This is a genomic window from Enterococcus sp. LJL120, assembly GCF_054871765.1.
Map to the genome: position 1 here is coordinate 281,821 of NZ_JBTXLV010000002.1, position 17,610 is coordinate 299,430.

Here is a 17,610-nt window from a genome sequence, read left to right on the forward strand (position 1 = left end):
TTCTTGTGTTTTTGCATTATAGAATTAAAACTTATTTTTTGAAATAAGCTTTGCAAATTCTTTCTAACCTCATTGATACATATTGCCCAACTAGTTTGCCACGTTGAACTGCCAATGTTTTATTGTGCTAGCATCATAATCACTTTTAAGCGTAAGTTTTTGTCTACTGTTCCAATTATAGTGACCCAATATAATTCTAGTGGCGCTAAATTATCATACTAGTTTGCCATAGGAGTTTTTACTTAACTACGAAATCTAATGGAGAGTTTATTTCAATAACTTTTTTTCAAACTTTTTCTTATTTAGGACACTGAAGCAAGAGTCTTTTTCGCAAAGAAATACCCGCCAAACGTTGAGTTGGCGGGCTAGTTTATCTAATAGATATGGTGTTTACTTGTCATTAAATGATTTTTTAGATTTTCGGGTTTTTAATCCTTCAAGATTTCAAATTTTTGCAAAATTTGTTTGTGTATTGGACCCAAAGGATAATCATTGTTGCTTATTAAAACAATGCTGACATCTTTCTCTTTGATATGAGAGGAAATAAAAAATACTCCGGGATCGACGCCAATCATGTAAGGAAACAGAGCATTTTCGCTATTGAAAATCCACAAGCCAAATCCATAAGCTTGATTTAAAGCTTTATCAAGCTGATTTATCTGCATCATATTTGCCATATCCATACTCAACAACGTTTGATTATTCAATGCCTGCCACAATTTTTGGATATCAGCAGCTGTAGAAAAAATTCCTCCTGCGCCTGTTCCCCTTGCATCTATTGAATAAATGTTTGCTGTATATTCCTCAGTGTCTTCGTTGAAAATATATCCAATACTCGTGTTCTCAGGTAATTTGTCCAACTCAAAATATCCTGTATTAGTTAAACCCACTTTATCAATAATTTCTTTTTGAATGTAGTCGTAAAAAGAAATCTCAGTAATTTTTTCAATGATTGTTGCAAGAAGCACATAGCCAAGATTATTGTAACGGAAGACTTCTCCAGCATCTTCTTCCATCATAATTTTATCAAGCAATAGATAGATATCATCATTTTTTCTGATATTGTAGTTTGGAAACTTTCTCCAAATTTCATCATATGCATTATCATTTGACTCATCAAAATAGTCTTGTACTCCAGAAGTATGGGTCAACAACATTTTTATTGTAACAGACTCATCTATATTAAAATAATCATCTTTTAATATAGATTTAACAGAGCTATCAAAATGGATTTTCTCCTGTTCAATCAGTTGCAATATTGCAATTGCAACAAAAGTTTTACCACCAGAAGCAAGATCAAACGAGGTGCTGATATTATTATCTATCTTATTGAACCAATCTCTGTATCCATAAGTTTTTTCAAAAACTGGTTTATTATTAACGTACACAGACACAATGCCTGAGAAATCCTGAGGTATTTCTAGATTAAACTCCATAGCTTCACTACCTTTTGATTAAGTTTTGTTGGAAATCAATCTATAATAAACTTTCAAACTATATCATCAAAAACACCTCCTATATGAAGTTTATCACAAACGTTAAATAATTAGATTATGCTGAGTAAATTAAGTTTGAGGTATGTATCTATTTTTACTACCTCATTTTACTTGTTACAAGTATTATATGAACCTTCAAAAATTAATCTCCCAAACAAGCGCATTTAAGATATTTAAAAAAAGGCAAGCTGGTAAATATTACTCACCTTGCCTTTGCATTACCCTCTTGCCTTGCCTAAGTAACAGCATGAAATACCAGACTTAATGTGATATAGTTTTCAAAAAAGGAGAGCTGCCTATGTCTGATGGAACCCAATACCTGATTCTTCTTTCTTTACTTATAATCCTTTTCATAGTATCTAAAATTTTCGCTAAAAGAAGCAGCCGAATTAATAAAAAGAGTGCTTACTATTTTTGGAAAATAATTGCGATAGGTTCTTTGATTTTAATAATTTTATTGTTTGTTATCCTAATTTATATCCTTTTGACATGGCGACCTGCAGCTATCAACTTATAATCAACTATGGGAGCTTCGCTTGATTAACTGTAGGAAGCTTCCATTAATTTATCCAGCGTTATCCAATTTCTGATTGGATATTTTTTTATAAAGCAAACCCCTAGCCTCCAATTTTTTTAACAAGAATTAAACATGGATTTCGTTCATCCCACAGGATAGGAAAAACTTCGAGTTTAGAAAAACCGCAGGAAAGGTAATATTGAATGGTTTTATCATATCCAGGTGTCGTGCCTTCATTCATAGTTTTAACCTGTAAATACGAGTAGTTCTCCTTGGCATAATTTTCTAATGATGAAAAAAGCATTTTTCCGATGCCTTGGCAGTGATGCTGTCTTTTGATGCCCATACAAGATATTTCAGCTGTGTCTTCGCTCGTAGCTTTTAAATCTATAAAACCGATAACTTCGCCTTCCGTTATAGCAGCCCAAAGAGGCAATTGTTCGGCTTCTTTGACATAATTAAGCAGAGCTTCCTCAATTCCAAACCATTCTGGTAAATCATTAAGTACCTCATTCACGATTTTACTTTTTAGTTTTTTATCAGTGATAAAATCAATTCTAACTTTTTCCATATCAAGCCTACTCTCTGTTAACAAAATATCCATCCTAGTTTATATTTTATCATGCGCTTCTTTTCATAGTAGACAGTGATTCACTTGTTTTGATTGTTACTCTCGCTTTCGCTTAAAATTTATAGGCTTTCTAGACAATTATTTTTATTTAGTAGATACTTAAAGTAAGTTTATGGAGGTCAGCATGTGGATATTCTGAAGTAGCAAAACTGATGAGCAGCTCCGCCATGTCATAACGACGGTATAGCGAGACACTCGGCATCATTCATCCAATTGAACGAACTTCTGGCGGTAAATAAAATTATACTGAAGAAGATTCAATTTAGATTAGGTATATTAAACATTTATTGGCAAATAATGTGTTTGTTAAAATGAGTTATGGTCCTGTTAAATTTATCGCCTGATGACCAGTGGCCTGCAGATTATTTTTTGAACTCTACAATGAGTATAAATAATACTATCTTCTAAACTAGAAACTACCTTGCTTAAATATCTTATTTTATTTCTCATTTTGATTATTCTCAAAGAAAATCTGTTTTTGTGGAATTTCTATAAATAGTTCAAATTTTAAGTTAATAAAGGGGGTAACTTACATGAAAAAGGATTTGTCTCAATATTTTCTAATGTTGGATATGGCTCTGCTGGTTATTGTAATGTTGACCAGTAGAGCTCCTATATCATTAGTATTAAATAAGGGAGTAGCAGTGACTGATCAACTGATTCAAAATTGTATCATTTTTGTAGCCGCAATTTTTTCCCTGATAATTGTTTTTTATTTAAACAAGATAACAAAATCGACTGGAGATAAATCATCTTAGTCATCTACAGGGACCGCCAAAAAATCTTTAGTGGATGCAAGATTTTCAGAGTAGGTGGAGTCTGTCATTAGCTGATTCACAATGATACTTTTTTCGTTGTAGCAAAACTTTCCCGTATAAATTCACCGTAAATAGTTAAAAAAGGATTGATCTCTTTTTTATTTGAGAAATGAATAAATTGCTGTCCACGATATTCTTTTTCAAGTTTTACGAATGGGGGAGTTTCTTTTTTTAAAAACCAATTCATCCCGTCCGTAAGTGAAGCTCTATCTGTCAAACCCAAATCTGCTGCAAATAAAAGTAGACGAAAAATGCTGTAAAAGTAACGAAATGGATAAGCTACTTTCCGGTATTCTCGATTTTCTAAAAATAGATTATTCATATAGAAATAGCTTAATCCTCTGTTAATTGCAGCTTCAATTTCCTTACGCCGATAAGGAAACTGAACATAACGACAAAATGAGGCTAACCCCTCAAGAACACAAATTGTCGAATGAGGATCGCTATTTTTTTGTTGAAGCCAAGTAAAGCCACCATCTTCTTTTTGTTTTTGCAAAACCGAATCTACTAGAAGAAACAACCTCTCATCACTGGCTATAAAGTAACTTGCATAGTTTAGAATCATACCATCAACACAGATATCACTTGGTAACTTGGATTTCGCTAAATTCAACCCACCATCTTTTAATTGGCATTCAGTGAACATTCGCTGGACCATTTCAACACAAATAGAATTGTCCTGAGGTAACCCCAATTCTTTTAACTGCAGTACCGTGTAATGAGTAGAAGTCCACTTGGGTTGATAATAATATTTTCCCCAATGACCATCGGAATTTTGTTGAGCCAACAAAAAATTTCCATACCCTTGTGTTGCTATCAAAGCTTGTTTCTCCAGATTATCATTTTTGAAAAGCATTTTTTCGTAAAGATATTGGATGGAAACATCTTGATTACTTAACCAAACAAAAAAGTCATTCATCAATAGCCCTCCTAGAAAACTTTTACCTTAATTATACTGACTGCTAGTTTTATTTGCTAGATTCCTTGAGAGTTACGAATCTACTAACCCTTGACTTAGTTAACAATCCTCCCCGCAGTCGTCCTAACACGCAATTATCCTTCAAAAAATTTTTCACTCTCTATTAGCGCTCATTTACTACGCCTCAAAAATAATATTTCAAAACTGAGCTTTCATTACTCAGCTGCCAAAATCAATTCTGCTATGATAGTATTGAGATAAACAAGATACAAGATAGAGATTATGAGGAGGCCTACATTGAAAAAAATTTTGATTCACGGCTCAGGACATCAAGCTACTAGTTGGAATGAAACAATTACATTTTTGGAAAATAAGCACGATATATTGTCCCCTAACCTATCTGAAATTCTTAATGAAAAAGAAGCAACCTATACTAACCTTTATACTGCATTTGCAAATTACTATAACGAGATGGATGAAGAACTCGATTTATGCGGTATCTCATTAGGTGGTATTTTGGCACTAAACTATGCTTTGGATTACCCGGAAAAAGTAAGAACGCTTGTGCTAATAGGTACACCACACAAAGTACCACGAGTTATGTTTAGTATTCAAAATAAGATTTTTAAGTTCTTACCAAAATCGGTATTTCAAAACATGGCGTTTAATAAAAAACAAACATTTATTTTGGGAAATTCTATGAAGGAACTGGACTTTAGCAGTGAAGTAAGAACTATTAAATGCCCAACTTTAATTATATGTGGAAAAAAAGATCGTGCTAATCTAAAATCTGCGTACTATTTCGAGGAGAATATTAATCAGGCAAAACTAGAAATCATGGAATCCGTTGGACATATTGTAAATGAAGAAAATCCAAAAGACTTGGCTAAAATATTAAACCAATATTACAAGAAGAATTAATTGTATTCGTAGTATTTGAATTTGCGGGAAAAATGTAGCCGTAAGGACAACAAAAAAGTTTACGTTGTATTCTATAATATCGTGTTTGGTCTCTTGCATGCAGCAAGTGGTATTAATCCAGAATTTCCGTTAGTTTTAGTCCTGCTGCAAATCGTTAATGCTCTTTTGTTAGGAATTATTTTGGCTCTTTTATACCTTAAGACTCAGTCCATTTACATGACGATGCTTCTCTACACATTATTTAATTTATTTGCTTCTATCAAGTAAAGAGGGCTCACTAGAACGAACTTTCCTTACGGTTGGAGTGCTACTGATTATCTACGTTGTCTTTGGCTTCTATTTAATCAAATCGAATATGAAATTTTTACAAATTTTCAATCAAGGATAGTCTGCTTACTATGCCTTATTCCACAAAGAAGATTAGTATCAACATTTGAAATTTCTTTTAGTTGCAAATGCAACCGTAATAAAGTACAATCTTGTTAGGTCATTGATGATTGAATTTTTTCAAGAATTCGATATAAATCGGCTCGATCTAATGGCGACACTTCTGAAAAAGCTTGCGCAATATAGTTTCTTTCAAGAGAAAAAATCTGATTATACAATCCTTTTGCTTTCTCTGTAGGAAAGAGTTCGTTAAATTTTTTATTTGACTGGCTAGCTTTTTTAGTAATGTACCCTTGTTTTTCTAATTTTGCTAGCGCACGGCTTAAAGTCGTTTTATCCACCTTAACTTTTTCCGCTAGTTCTTGCTGCGTGAGCCCTTCGGTTTCTATGATTCTGAGTAAATATAAAAATAGATTATTATCAAGACCTAATTGTTTCACTTTTTGATTGATTGCGGTTGTGGCTTGTCTTGATATGGCACCAATAAGACGAAAAATTTCAATTTCATTCATAAAAGCATCTCCTAATAGTTGAATTTACAACTATCATTATATCTCTTTTTTCGAAAGAAGGCATCTTAAATGTGGAAGATTAAAAAACTTGCTGATTTATCCAGCACTGAATTTTTTGAAATTATGAAGCTGAGGATTGATACCTTTGTGGTGGCGCAAGAAAGAATTTACCATGAAGCAGATATCTATGATAAATCAGCCTACCATATTTTTTATCAAGCACCGGATGAAGTGGAAGTCGCTGCCTATGCCAGAGTTTTTCTAAAACCAGACTATCTAACATTTGGTCGCTTCGTTGTTTCTGAAAATCACAGGGGACAAGGCTTAGCCAATCGCCTAATTGAACAGATTTTGCTTTTGCAAAAGCAAAAATGGCCGGAGCTCCCTATCGAGATGGAAGCTCAAATCCAAGTCGCTCCATTTTATTTACGGCATGGATTTAAAAAAATAGGCACTCAATTTATCTTTGAAGGGACGCCACATATCGAAATGAGACTGTCCGACGGAAATAAACACCTCTAAGATAACTTTTCTGATAAGTGAGCATTGTTTATTTCAACACTAGGAATTCAAAAAAGCCAGCAGAAATCATCACTGATTCTGCTGGCTTTCATTTTCATATCTATTTTATTTACTCATACCGTAATGCTTCTATCGGATCTAGACGGGCTGCGCGGTTAGCTGGGAAAGTCCCTGCTAAGAAAGCAATTAGCATAATTACCACGATAATCATCACAATTGAGGCTGGATTATACTGCAATAAAGTTAAACCATCTAAGCCTGACAAGAAGGAAGCTTGCGCCCAATTATTAATTAATCCGCTGATTCCTATGGCCCCCAAAATTCCTAACACGGAACCCCAGAAACCAATCAATAAAGCTTCCACACTAAAGGTTAAGAAAATTTTCCCATTGCTTAAGCCCATCGCCTTCATTAAACCAATTTCACGAGTCCGATCTTGAACGGACATATACAGCGTATTAATAATGCCAAAGCTGGCTGCTAACAAAGCAATGCCACCAAACATCGTCAAGACAGCCGTAATCGCGTTGATGACATTGCGAATGGAACCAATTTCTTCTTCGACGGTCATTCCCATCATGCCCGCATCAGTTAATGCTGATTCAATGTCCGCTACTTCTTCATCGCTTAGACCGTCTTTCATAGTAGCAGTAGCGCCATAATATCTACCAGTTAAAGTATTGGGTAAACCATCTTCGTTAATTGCCAATAAATCTTCCGCTAAAGACTCATTGATAATTGATTGTCCGCCATTAATCAAACTAGCTGCACGCACTCCTACAATAGTGGCTTCAACGGTTTCCTGTTCACCAGTCCCTTGATCAGTGGCCGCTAAAGTAACTGTTTTGCCAACTGCATCTTCAGCAGAGGAAAAGCCTAAGCTGTCTAAATATTCTGGTGCTAATAAAATCTGGTAAGCTGAATCATTCCTATCAATCGCCGCCCCAGCTTCTAACTCAATCGATAAATCCATATCCATCATGCTGTTAAGAACATATTTTTTATCCGTGTTTCCTTGAATGTAATCGATGCTTGGCAAAAGCATAGGCTCAACACTTTCGATATTTTTAATCTCAGCAATTTTATCCAAATCACTTTGAGTAAGATAATCCGCTTCAGCAGTTCCTTGTTCGCCTTCTTCATATTCGCTTGGGCCATCGCTGTTACCAGATTCATAAGCCGGTTGCACCATCATCTGATTTTCTCCACCAACACCGGCGACCTGCTGATCGATGTAAGTGTTCACCCCAACATTAATTCCTCTTGTTAAAGCAATCGTAAAGGCACCAATAAAAATGGCAATAATGGTTAAAATTGTCCGCCCTTTATTCCGCCATAAATTTGAACTTCCTGATTTTAAAATATCCAATAATTTCATTTTATTCTCCCTCCACAACTAAGCCGTCTTTGATATGAATTTGACGATCACATCGAGCAGCTAAATCTGGATCATGGGTGACAATAATCAAGGTGATGCCCTTTTCTTTATTCAAATTGAATAACATCTCCTCAATTTTATCTCCAGTAGTAGAATCTAAATTTCCTGTAGGCTCGTCCGCAAAAATAATTTCAGGATTATTGACAATTGCTCTCGCAATACAGACCCTTTGTTTTTGTCCACCAGATAAATCATTCGCTTTATTTTTGGCTTTATCGTCTAATTCAACGGCTTCCAAAGCCGCCAGCGCCATTTCTCTGCGTTGCTTACCAGAAATTCCAGCAATTTTTAATGGCAGCATCACATTTTCTAAGACGGTATCTTTAGTATTCATGAAAAATTGTTGAAAAACGAACCCAAATGTTTGATTCCGCAGATGATTCATTTGTTTTTTACTGGTTTTCGTCGCATCGTTTCCTAATAATAAAATTTCTCCAGAAGTGGGCTTGTCCAATAAGGCTAAAATATGCATCAAAGTGGATTTACCAGAACCACTTTTACCAACAATGGCGACAGACTCACCTTTTTCTACTGAAATATTGACTCCTCGTAAAGCTTGAAAAGCTGATTGGCCTGAGCCATAAACTTTTTTCAGCTCTGTTGCAGTTAATACTGACATCTTTTTATCTCCTTTGTCCTTTTAGTTTCTCATTACTCTTTCATTTTCCCATAATCAAAATGAAAAACTATGGTACTTTAGTCTCATTTTTCAGAAAATATTCAAAATCACAACTTTCATTTTGGGAAATTGAATTAAGATTGGTTGAGTTGGCTTTGAAGAATTAAAAAAATACAAGAATAAAAAAATTAAAGTTAGGAGGATAGAGCAAAATAAGAAATGAAATCAGTGAGTAACTCCTTAATAGCATGGAAGATTATTCATGTTAGGTGAGCTATTCATATTCAGTGTGTGGAAATTTTCTAAAAAACCGGATATAAATACCCGCTAAATAATCTTTAGCAGGCTGGATAACTTAATGCAGATTAGATAAACTGATATTTTTAACTAGAGAAATTAGACTTGCTTATTCTAAGGTGTCCGTTGTTTCTTCAGCTAATTGAATAAGCAGAAACTCTGCTTCATTATCTGTGTCTTGTAATATATACTGACCATTTCGGAAAATAATTCGATTATAGTATTTGGATGTAAGCTCAGGTTGATTTTGGTAACTATCGTAAGAATAATCTTCTATCAATTCTATTTGTGTCCCATCATAAACGAGTGTTTGAAAGATAGGCTCACCTTCAATCGTGTAACTTTCGATAATAATCTTATCCGCAGTATTTTGCTCAAAATTGTCGATAAATTGTATCAGCCGTTCTTCGTTCGTTATCACTCCCCAATCAGATATAATTTTATTATTATCAGAACTATTTGAATCAGAGTCACTAGTAGCATTGTTTATTGAGCTGTTAGTTGAAGTATCAGTATTATAGTCTGTTTGCGAACTATCAATTGACTTGCATCCTGAGAAAAGAAGCAGAGAAGCCGTTAGCAAAATAAGCTTTTTCATATAAACCCTCCCACACAAATGAGTTTAAATCAAGTATTCAACAAAAATTTAACAGATTCAAGCCACCTTCGTTTTATTTGAATATTTTTAACCAAAAAAAGAAAATTCGTTTTGAATAGTGCGTAAAAATTCATAATATGTGTTTTCGAGTTTCCCAAGAAAATGAAATATGTCCACCAATTGAAATGAGATTCTCACTACTGTCAATCTGGTATAATCAGACTGAGGTGAGCGAAAATAATTATTTTAAGAGAATCTGTCATCATTGAGTTAAAAAAATTACATGGTCAAGCGAATATGCTTCCTTGCTACGCTGAAGCAAGGGGTCTATCTGTCATCACAGAGCAAGCTGTTCTTTTGTTAAGCCCTGATCAATTGTCTATTTTATTCATCAGTAAAATATCTAATCAACTAATTCAAAAAGTAGAATTCAACTTCTCAGAGATAACAAATAGTACCTTGAAGGAAAATTTGTTTGCTTCAGCAACTTGGCAATTCAATGCCCGAGGACAGAAATGGAAATTTAGAATTCCAACAGTCCTCCCCTTAAGAAAAATGAAAAGCAACTTCATTGAAGGCCTTTACTCATACAATTATGTTTAGATTTTTAGTGGGAAATTGATAGAAACTTAGTTGAACTGTATGCGTCCGATACTCTTTAGAAAAAGTTCCTTTTTTCTGAAGACAAAAGGGAACCCGTCAGCGAGGACCGATGGGTTAGGATGCTAGTTCAACTTCCTTCATGCCTAGAGAATCTTTTGTTCACTACTAGTTGAACTGTATGCGGCCCGATACTCTTCAGAAAAAGTTCCTTTTTCTGAAGACAAAAAGGGAACCCATCGGCGGGGACCGATGGGTTTAGGAGTAAAAAATGAAAAAGTGTTTTATTTGGGTTTGTTTTATTGGGATGAGTTAATAATAACCTGTAAGTGTGAATTTTATGTGTACTTAGTTTTGTGAAATTAGGAAGTGTTTGTAGCGAATTCATGAAATTATTCGTTAGTAGGCTAGCTTCCTTCAAGATATCTTCTTAAATGTTTTGCTGTGTAGGAGTTATCTATTTTTAGTAAATCAATGGGATACCCCTCAAACAGTACGTTCCCTCCCGAGATGCCGCCACCCAGGCCCATATCAATAATCCATTGAGCTTTACTGATAATTTTTAGATTATGCTCCATCACAATAACTGTTTTTCCACTTTCCAAAAGCTTGTTAAATAAGGCAAGTAAATAGTTTATATCACTTTCGTGCAATCCGGTGGAAGGCTCATCTAATATCAGTAAATCAGAAGTACTATGGCGAATAATTTTGGCCATTTTTAATCTTTGAAGCTCACCACCGGAGTAAGTATCTAATGCCTGGCCTAATTTAATATAGCTGAGGCTAACATTGACAAGGTCTTGCATGGCAGCATGCAGAGAATAGTCTACAAAAAGATTTTTAGCTTCAGCTACTGATAATTGTAGCAAGTCGTAAATAGTTAAGCCTTGCCACATTACAGAAAGCGCCTCGTCGTTGTATCTCTTTCCATGACATTTTTCACAAATTTGATGAACGTCTCCCATATAAGCTAAATCAATTTTCAAAAAACCTTTTCCTTTACAAACAGGGCAAGCGCCTTGGCCATTGTAGCTAAATAACGACATACTTTTGCCAGAATGCTCAGCAAAAATCTGTCTGACTTTGTCAAACACATTTAGATAAGTCAGAGCATTAGAGCGCACCGTACCACTGATTGGGCTTTGGTCTAAAATACTAGCCTCAGGATACTTCTGCTTAAAAAGATACCGAATTAAAGTACTTTTGCCAGAGCCTGCCACGCCAGTCACAACTGTGAATGCATGTTTAGGGATTTTAACAGAGGCATTTTTAACATTGTACAAGCTAACATTTTCTAAAGAATAATAGGTTGAAAATTGTTTTCGCAAAAGATTTACGCTGGCAATTTCAGATAACATTTTTCCAGTGAGAGTTGCCGATTTTAACAGCTCTGGGTAAGTCCCTTCAAACGTGATTTCCCCACCTTTATTGCCGGCACCTTCGCCAATTTCGACAACATGATCGGCAATTTTTATAATATCTGGATCATGATCGACTAAAATAACCGTATTTCCTTTATTCTTTAAGCCTTGTATCAATTTGGCAATTCCTTGGATATCTTCTGGATGCAAACCGATACTTGGCTCATCAAAGATATAAACCACATCAGTCAGTGCACTATTCAAATGCTTAGTCATCTTTATTCGCTGGGATTCTCCACCAGAGAGTGTGTTTGTCGGACGATTGAGAAATAAATAGCCCAATCCAACATTTATTAAACTGTCTAATTTTTTTAGTAAGTCTGTCACAATTATCTTCACAGTTGGGGCATCAATTGCTTGAATAAATTCCATTAATTCAGGAATTGTCATTTCAACACAATCTGCTATAGATTTTCCGTTTATTTTTGCAGAACGAACACGTTTGTTTACTCTGGTACCATGACATTCGGGGCATTCAGTGACTTCAAGTATATAATCTAATTGCTGAACGTATTTACCTGCATCCTTTTCAATAAAATTTTTAGTGATTCTTGGAATAATTCCAATATAACTTGCGGTTTTAGGCCATTTTTCTGTTGGCTTAAGGGGAGAACTGCCAGAATCATTTAAAAGCAGATTTAACTCTGTTTCACTATAATCTTTAATTTTTTTGTTATTATCAAAATTTCCAGATTCAGTATATCTAGTCAATCGCCAGCCGCCGGGTTGAAAAGTTGGAAAATTAATAGCTCCTTCATTCAACGATTTATCAGCATTAATCAATTTTTTCACATCAATCTGTTTTGTTTCACCCAATCCTTTGCATTCCTCACACATCCCTTGCAGATTATTAAAAGAATAGTTCATGGAGTACCCAATAAATGGTATAGCAATTCTTGAAAAAAGTAATCTCAATCCAGCATAAATATCTGTAATCGTTCCCACAGTCGAGCGTGAGTTTCCGCCAATCTTTTTTTGACTGACAACAATAGAGACTGGTAAGTTATCTATCCTATCAACAATTGGTTGCGGAAAGTGGGGTAGAAGCTGCTGAATATAGCTAGAGTATGTTTCATTTAATAATCTTTGAGATTCAGCAGCTATTGTATCAAATACTAAGGAAGACTTACCTGATCCTGAAATACCAGTAACTACGTTTATTTTATATTTGGGAATCTTAAGAGAAACATTTTTTAAATTATTACTCCTAGCACCTGAAATAGAAATGAAATTAGTCATGTTCCTGCTTCCTTTCTAATCTCAACCCTTGAAGATATTTCTCCGCCAACTGCCTAAATATTTCTTTTTCTTCTGCATCAAAGACAACATTAGCAACTTGTTCAAGCTGTGAATGTCCTTTACCTATATCGACAAGTAATTGGTTTCCTTCCTCAGTAAGAAAGGTCACTAATTCTCTGCCGTCCTTTTCGCTTGGCTTTTGCTGCACATAGTGCATCGCCTTCAACTCTTTTAAAGCCTTAGATAATTTTGCTCTGGTAATTCCCAGTAAGATACTGATTTCAGAAGGAAGTTCCTCTTTTCCATTACTCAAAGCATTTAAAATATCGTATTGTAACCAAGTAATATTTTGAGGATTTCTGATATTTCTTTCTGCAACTAATTCACATTGCAAATTTTTTAAAGCAGATGATAAGTCATTCATAAGTACACCTCCATATAATTTCCATATGGAAATTATATCTAATAAGAAAATATTTGGCAAAAGTTTAGACAAAAAAAGGAGCTATCATTAGTAACTAAAAAGCTCCTTGATATACACTTTTTTGATGAGTGAAGCAGTTTGCAGAGTTTTTTCTGATTAGCGCTTTTCACTTATCCCCAATGTTATTTTTGATCATGACTCGCAATTTCTTTTGGCGTCTCATGATGAATGCTCTGGATTATTAGTTGGTAATAAAAAAACATTCTCTCTGACTTTAAGACCCTTTGTCTTGAACAAGTAAAAAATTATAATGTGTTTCTGTTCAAGTGAAAACAAGAGAGCACCATCTGTAAAAATGGTGGAGATTAGAAATTTTTATATTATGAAATTTAGTATACTAAACCCTGAGCTAATCTACTCCTATCGCAGACCATATTCAGCTGCATCAAGATAATTAAATTACACGTAGTTCTCTACTGAAAATTTTATTTCACTAATTGTTTCTGCTTACAAAATCAGTAATGCCAGGCATTTATTATTTAGACCAATGAATCAAACGTCATTTTCACAAGTAAAAGCCCGCCAAACGTTGGTCTGGTGGGCTACTCGTCTAATCGACATTTTATGAAAGTGTTAATTAAAAATTATAAAACTAGTAGCCATCAATACTAAAAAAATAATGATAACTAACATAACAGTCAATAAAGTTGAAATGCTCATATTGTCTAATTCTTTATTTATCACATGTTTTTCCGGTTGTTCTTTATCTCCTACGAAAGCGAGTATCTCAGAGTAAGTTTTTAAATTCTCTACCCTTTTTATTTTCTCTGTCTTTGCTCCTGATATTATTAACCAAATCGCAAAGAATAGAGGTAAATAGAGTCCTTTAATCCCCCAAAGTTTGAATACAGGCCCTATGGATAGTGGGGTTAGTAGACAGAATAGTTGCAAATTCCATGTCCAAAAGTTGAATTTTGATTTCGCTAGTTCATTTTCCATTGATTTCAAGTCTCCTTTTACTAATTCATCTAAGGAAATACCAAATAGAGCACTTAAAGCCACTAAATTATGAATATCTGGGTAACTTTTATCATTTTCCCATTTCGAAATAGTTTGACGCGTAACATATATTTTTTCAGCCAATGTTTCTTGAGAAAAATGATTTAGTTCACGATATTTTTTTAATTGTTTGCTAAAGTTCATTTTGTATCTCCTCAATGATTTCAAGTTAGCATGAGATCACTTTTTTGTCTGTCTGTTATCCGATACATAGCCGTATTTTTAAGTGTACATATTTGTTTACATACTTTCAAATCAAGGTTTTACCATGTGTAAGGATGATTATATCAGTTAAATCCTTTTTTATATTGACGGACTTAAAGCCAAAAGAATACCATTGATTTAATTCAGCAAATTAATATTTTCGAGCTTGGGGCGGCTGATAATCTTTGATAAAACGTTCAATTTCAGTCAAATCAGCAGAAAACAAAATTTTATCCCGATCGTTGGAACTTAAAAATTTTTGATTGACCATATCGTCGTACATTTTTTCTAAAGGTTGATAATAGTCGCCTTCATTAAACAAAATGCAAGGTGCATCGTTTTGCCCCACTCTTGACCAAGAAATTGCTTCGGTAATTTCTTCTAATGTGCCAGGCCCACCGGGAAGCGCAATGCAAGCATCCGCCAGTTGTATCATTTTTTTGGTTCGGGTAGCCATGTCATCAACAATTTCCAAATCCGTCAGTTTTGGATGTGCCAGCTCTCTTTCTTGTAAAAATGTTGGCATAATTCCTTTGACTTTTCCATCATTTTCTAGGACAGTATCGGCAATAATTCCCATCAAGCCGGCCTTTCCTCCACCAAAAATTAAAGTGTATTGATTTTTGGCAATCCACTTTCCCAGTCGAATTGCAGCTTCGGAATAAGTATCGGCGTTGCCAACACTAGCACCGCAATAAACAGTAATATTCATGCCCCATCCTCTTTCTTTTCTGATTTTTTTAGTATACCATTTAAAGAAATGTCATTGAAAGGAAAAACAACATGAACATTACCCAATACCAAGCATGGATTAGCGAATTTTATAAGGAACGCAATTGGTATCAATATAATCCCTTCATCCGTTCCAATTTTTTGTCGGAAGAGGTAGGCGAAATCTGCCGGGCAATTCGCACAATTGAAATTGGTCGTGATCGACCTGACGAAATAGCTACTAGTGACGAGGAAAATTTAGCAAATCTGACAGAAGAACTAGGAGACGTTTTAGATAATTTATTTATTATTGCGGACAAATATCAAATTTCCTTAGAAGAGATTATGGATAGTCATCAAAAGAAATTAAGTGCTCGCTATCAATAATCTCTATATGCCTATCGATAATTGCTCTAGATTTATTATATTAACGTTCTTAAGTCTATTGGTATAATATTTTTTTTACTATGATAAAGTAACTCACACCAACTAGCTCCAATTTCCACCACTAGTTTCATGAATGTCGTTGGATTGGTAGGGTTGTTTTATATTTCAATTCAGAATAATTTTGCACAGGTCATAATAAAAATGTTCATGTCATTCTTTTTTAACTTGGTCAAATTTCCAACTGAATCACCTACTAATAAGAGAGAATTAGCGTATTTTCTCCCAACTGACTTTTTATAATTGGATTGCCTATTTCTGTCAGCAGAGCAGCTGTCAGCTCCTGATCATTAAAGATTAATTTGGTTTGCTGATATTTTATGACAGGCACAATGACTTCCTCATCATTTGTCCCACTAGTCCATTGAACAATCAGCTGGCCGTCTTTCACCTGCTTTGAAAATTGTTTTTCATTGAACAAAATATATTCCTCATAAAGATCATAATTGTTTTTCTTCTCAATAGAATATAAAGGCAGATAATCTGGTGTTGATTTTTCAACCAAAGCCAACGACAATGACAAATCATCACGATAAAACGAATCTTTAATCTGCTGAAAATCATCTGTGGCTAAAAAAACATGCTGACCGCTGTTGATAAACGAAGCATCTTCATTGTCCCAATCTGACAAAGTCACCGTGTATAAAATCAACGAATGACTAATACATAGCCCAACCACGACAGGTGCCAGCTTTTGATATTTTTTCAACCAAGTCAGCTGGTGTTCAGAAATTGATAAGGCCAGCCCACACAACAAACAAATCGTTGCTGGCACAAAAAAACGAAAAGGAAATTGGACTGTCTGCACCATAACAAAATCCATTTCATATAAAAACTTCCACGGAAATAAATTTGATGATAAAACGGCAAAGAAAACAAACGATAGCGTAAAGAACTTATTTAACGTTGAAAAAATTTTAAACTTTTTGAAGCTAAGCAGCAGAACAAGCAGAATGATAATCGGCAAAATAAACGGATTAATCAACCAATACCAGCTGCTACTTGTGATTGTTTGGTTATAAATCCCCCGATTAATAAAGGGCTGCACAAGCTGATTTTCACTATAAATCGTCCCCAATGAGTACCAGACGTTTGCCGTCAGCAGCAAAAAAATTACTACAGAGAATAGCAGTTGGAACAGTAACCGTTGTTTATTTTCCCTTTTAGAAAAACAATATAGATAGGCAAATAAATAGAGTATCGCCAGAAAAACACTAGATAAAAAGTGCAACTGGAACATCACTGCCATTGAAAATGCGATTGGCAGCGGTCTAAATTGCTGCGCCTTGATTAAATCAATCAAAGGAATCAAGCACAGCGGCAGCAAAGCCGCTCCCCAGCTCGAATACCCTTGCCGGATAACCCAATAAGAAACTGCGTAGGTTGTCATATAAATTAAACTGAAATTCCTTGCCAGCCGTTCTCTTATTACCATTTTTCTTAATAAAAAATACAGCGACAATCCTGCCGTTAAAAAGAGCAGAAAATTGGTAATAATTTGAAACTTATACCATGACTGACACAGCAGCAAAATCAGACCAAAGAGATAAGAAAATATCTGTGAATACAAGGGCGTGACTATTCGGCCGGTCTGTTGAAAGCCGTAGACGGAAATGAAAAACTGGAAGTCCTGCTGTTCAATCTGCTGCGCCGTGTCAAAGAAGCGATTGAAATGGAAGAGGGCATCCGACCCGATAATCATCTTACCGGAAATAATTTGCGGCAACACTAAAATCAGACTAACAAGAAAAATAATCCCGATATTTTTTGACAATGACTTTTTGAAAAATTTACTCAACCCGTTTACTCCTTAAGAATCATAGTGGCTCAGTT

The 17,610-nt window shown here is 34.8% G+C and carries 17 protein-coding genes; 5 read left to right on the forward strand and 12 right to left on the reverse strand.

Translation table 11 applies throughout. The features are described from left to right. Positions 1–428: 428 nt before the first annotated feature. The gene (locus tag ACYSNU_RS04490) at positions 429–1,436 is read right to left on the reverse strand and encodes a serine hydrolase domain-containing protein (RefSeq protein ID WP_461736007.1); all 1,008 of its coding nucleotides are present in this window, start codon (positions 1,434–1,436) and stop codon (positions 429–431) included. Between the two features lie 677 nt (positions 1,437–2,113). Beyond that, positions 2,114–2,584, reverse strand: a complete 471-nt coding sequence (locus ACYSNU_RS04495) for a GNAT family N-acetyltransferase (protein WP_461736008.1) — start codon at positions 2,582–2,584, stop codon at positions 2,114–2,116. Between the two features lie 593 nt (positions 2,585–3,177). Between ACYSNU_RS04495 and ACYSNU_RS04500 the strand changes: the two genes are divergently transcribed. Then, complete coding sequence (locus ACYSNU_RS04500) at positions 3,178–3,402, forward strand: hypothetical protein (protein ID WP_461736009.1); 225 nt, start codon at positions 3,178–3,180, stop codon at positions 3,400–3,402. Positions 3,403–3,478: 76 nt separating this feature from the next. On the opposite strand, the gene ACYSNU_RS04505 is transcribed toward ACYSNU_RS04500, so the two are convergent. Beyond that, on the reverse strand, positions 3,479–4,381 hold the full coding sequence (locus tag ACYSNU_RS04505) for a prenyltransferase/squalene oxidase repeat-containing protein (RefSeq protein WP_461736010.1): 903 nt from the start codon (positions 4,379–4,381) through the stop codon (positions 3,479–3,481). Between the two features lie 297 nt (positions 4,382–4,678). Between ACYSNU_RS04505 and ACYSNU_RS04510 the strand changes: the two genes are divergently transcribed. Both ACYSNU_RS04510 and ACYSNU_RS04515 read left to right on the forward strand, forming a co-directional pair. After that, on the forward strand, positions 4,679–5,302 hold the full coding sequence (locus ACYSNU_RS04510) for an alpha/beta fold hydrolase (protein ID WP_461736011.1): 624 nt from the start codon (positions 4,679–4,681) through the stop codon (positions 5,300–5,302). A gap of 21 nt (positions 5,303–5,323) precedes the next feature. Continuing rightward, positions 5,324–5,569, forward strand: a complete 246-nt coding sequence (locus ACYSNU_RS04515; RefSeq protein ID WP_461736012.1) for a CPBP family glutamic-type intramembrane protease — start codon at positions 5,324–5,326, stop codon at positions 5,567–5,569. A gap of 215 nt (positions 5,570–5,784) precedes the next feature. Here the strand turns inward: ACYSNU_RS04515 and ACYSNU_RS04520 are convergent, their stop codons facing one another. Continuing rightward, positions 5,785–6,201 (reverse strand): MarR family winged helix-turn-helix transcriptional regulator, encoded by a 417-nt coding sequence (locus ACYSNU_RS04520; RefSeq protein WP_461736013.1) that lies wholly within the window; start codon positions 6,199–6,201, stop codon positions 5,785–5,787. A 69-nt stretch (positions 6,202–6,270) separates the two neighbouring features. On the opposite strand from ACYSNU_RS04520, the gene ACYSNU_RS04525 reads away from it, so the two are divergent. Continuing rightward, positions 6,271–6,723 carry a GNAT family N-acetyltransferase gene (locus ACYSNU_RS04525; RefSeq protein WP_461736014.1) on the forward strand — a complete coding sequence of 151 codons (453 nt, stop codon included), beginning with the start codon at positions 6,271–6,273 and terminating at the stop codon, positions 6,721–6,723. 109 nt (positions 6,724–6,832) lie between these two features. Here ACYSNU_RS04525 and ACYSNU_RS04530 read toward each other — a convergent pair whose 3' ends face one another. The 7 genes from ACYSNU_RS04530 to ACYSNU_RS04560 form a co-directional block, all read right to left on the reverse strand. After that, positions 6,833–8,101, reverse strand: coding sequence for an ABC transporter permease (locus ACYSNU_RS04530; RefSeq protein ID WP_461736015.1), 1,269 nt, complete (start codon positions 8,099–8,101; stop codon positions 6,833–6,835). Between the two features lies 1 nt (position 8,102). Then, positions 8,103–8,780, reverse strand: a complete 678-nt coding sequence (locus tag ACYSNU_RS04535) for an ABC transporter ATP-binding protein (protein ID WP_265459392.1) — start codon at positions 8,778–8,780, stop codon at positions 8,103–8,105. A 406-nt stretch (positions 8,781–9,186) separates the two neighbouring features. Further along, the gene (locus tag ACYSNU_RS04540) at positions 9,187–9,675 is read right to left on the reverse strand and encodes a DUF4362 domain-containing protein (RefSeq protein ID WP_461736016.1); all 489 of its coding nucleotides are present in this window, start codon (positions 9,673–9,675) and stop codon (positions 9,187–9,189) included. Positions 9,676–10,682: 1,007 nt separating this feature from the next. After that, positions 10,683–12,935, reverse strand: a complete 2,253-nt coding sequence (locus tag ACYSNU_RS04545; protein ID WP_461736017.1) for an ATP-binding cassette domain-containing protein — start codon at positions 12,933–12,935, stop codon at positions 10,683–10,685. Beyond that, positions 12,928–13,359 (reverse strand): MarR family winged helix-turn-helix transcriptional regulator, encoded by a 432-nt coding sequence (locus tag ACYSNU_RS04550; RefSeq protein WP_461736018.1) that lies wholly within the window; start codon positions 13,357–13,359, stop codon positions 12,928–12,930. The genes ACYSNU_RS04545 and ACYSNU_RS04550 overlap by 8 nt, the downstream gene beginning before the upstream one ends. A gap of 633 nt (positions 13,360–13,992) precedes the next feature. Next, positions 13,993–14,562 (reverse strand): helix-turn-helix domain-containing protein, encoded by a 570-nt coding sequence (locus tag ACYSNU_RS04555; RefSeq protein WP_461736019.1) that lies wholly within the window; start codon positions 14,560–14,562, stop codon positions 13,993–13,995. A gap of 211 nt (positions 14,563–14,773) precedes the next feature. Next, complete coding sequence (locus ACYSNU_RS04560; RefSeq protein WP_461736020.1) at positions 14,774–15,334, reverse strand: LOG family protein; 561 nt, start codon at positions 15,332–15,334, stop codon at positions 14,774–14,776. Positions 15,335–15,405: 71 nt separating this feature from the next. Here ACYSNU_RS04560 and ACYSNU_RS04565 point away from each other — a divergent pair, with 71 nt between their 5' ends. After that, positions 15,406–15,720 (forward strand): MazG nucleotide pyrophosphohydrolase domain-containing protein, encoded by a 315-nt coding sequence (locus ACYSNU_RS04565; RefSeq protein WP_461736021.1) that lies wholly within the window; start codon positions 15,406–15,408, stop codon positions 15,718–15,720. Positions 15,721–15,973: 253 nt separating this feature from the next. On the opposite strand, the gene ACYSNU_RS04570 is transcribed toward ACYSNU_RS04565, so the two are convergent. Further along, positions 15,974–17,575, reverse strand: coding sequence for a hypothetical protein (locus ACYSNU_RS04570; RefSeq protein ID WP_461736022.1), 1,602 nt, complete (start codon positions 17,573–17,575; stop codon positions 15,974–15,976). Between the last annotated feature and the right edge of the window lie 35 nt (positions 17,576–17,610).

Excerpts from the sequence above, each read along its gene's own strand:
- ACYSNU_RS04490 (WP_461736007.1), bottom strand. The coding sequence starts at position 1,436 with ATGGAGTTTAATCTAGAAATACCTCAGGATTTCTCAGGCATTGTGTCT.
- ACYSNU_RS04495 (WP_461736008.1), bottom strand. The coding sequence starts at position 2,584 with ATGGAAAAAGTTAGAATTGATTTTATCACTGATAAAAAACTAAAAAGT.
- ACYSNU_RS04500 (WP_461736009.1), top strand. The coding sequence starts at position 3,178 with ATGAAAAAGGATTTGTCTCAATATTTTCTAATGTTGGATATGGCTCTG.
- ACYSNU_RS04505 (WP_461736010.1), bottom strand. The coding sequence starts at position 4,381 with ATGAATGACTTTTTTGTTTGGTTAAGTAATCAAGATGTTTCCATCCAA.
- ACYSNU_RS04520 (WP_461736013.1), bottom strand. The coding sequence starts at position 6,201 with ATGAATGAAATTGAAATTTTTCGTCTTATTGGTGCCATATCAAGACAA.
- ACYSNU_RS04525 (WP_461736014.1), top strand. The coding sequence starts at position 6,271 with ATGTGGAAGATTAAAAAACTTGCTGATTTATCCAGCACTGAATTTTTT.
- ACYSNU_RS04530 (WP_461736015.1), bottom strand. The coding sequence starts at position 8,101 with ATGAAATTATTGGATATTTTAAAATCAGGAAGTTCAAATTTATGGCGG.
- ACYSNU_RS04535 (WP_265459392.1), bottom strand. The coding sequence starts at position 8,780 with ATGTCAGTATTAACTGCAACAGAGCTGAAAAAAGTTTATGGCTCAGGC.
- ACYSNU_RS04540 (WP_461736016.1), bottom strand. The coding sequence starts at position 9,675 with ATGAAAAAGCTTATTTTGCTAACGGCTTCTCTGCTTCTTTTCTCAGGA.
- ACYSNU_RS04545 (WP_461736017.1), bottom strand. The coding sequence starts at position 12,935 with ATGACTAATTTCATTTCTATTTCAGGTGCTAGGAGTAATAATTTAAAA.
- ACYSNU_RS04550 (WP_461736018.1), bottom strand. The coding sequence starts at position 13,359 with ATGAATGACTTATCATCTGCTTTAAAAAATTTGCAATGTGAATTAGTT.
- ACYSNU_RS04555 (WP_461736019.1), bottom strand. The coding sequence starts at position 14,562 with ATGAACTTTAGCAAACAATTAAAAAAATATCGTGAACTAAATCATTTT.
- ACYSNU_RS04560 (WP_461736020.1), bottom strand. The coding sequence starts at position 15,334 with ATGAATATTACTGTTTATTGCGGTGCTAGTGTTGGCAACGCCGATACT.
- ACYSNU_RS04565 (WP_461736021.1), top strand. The coding sequence starts at position 15,406 with ATGAACATTACCCAATACCAAGCATGGATTAGCGAATTTTATAAGGAA.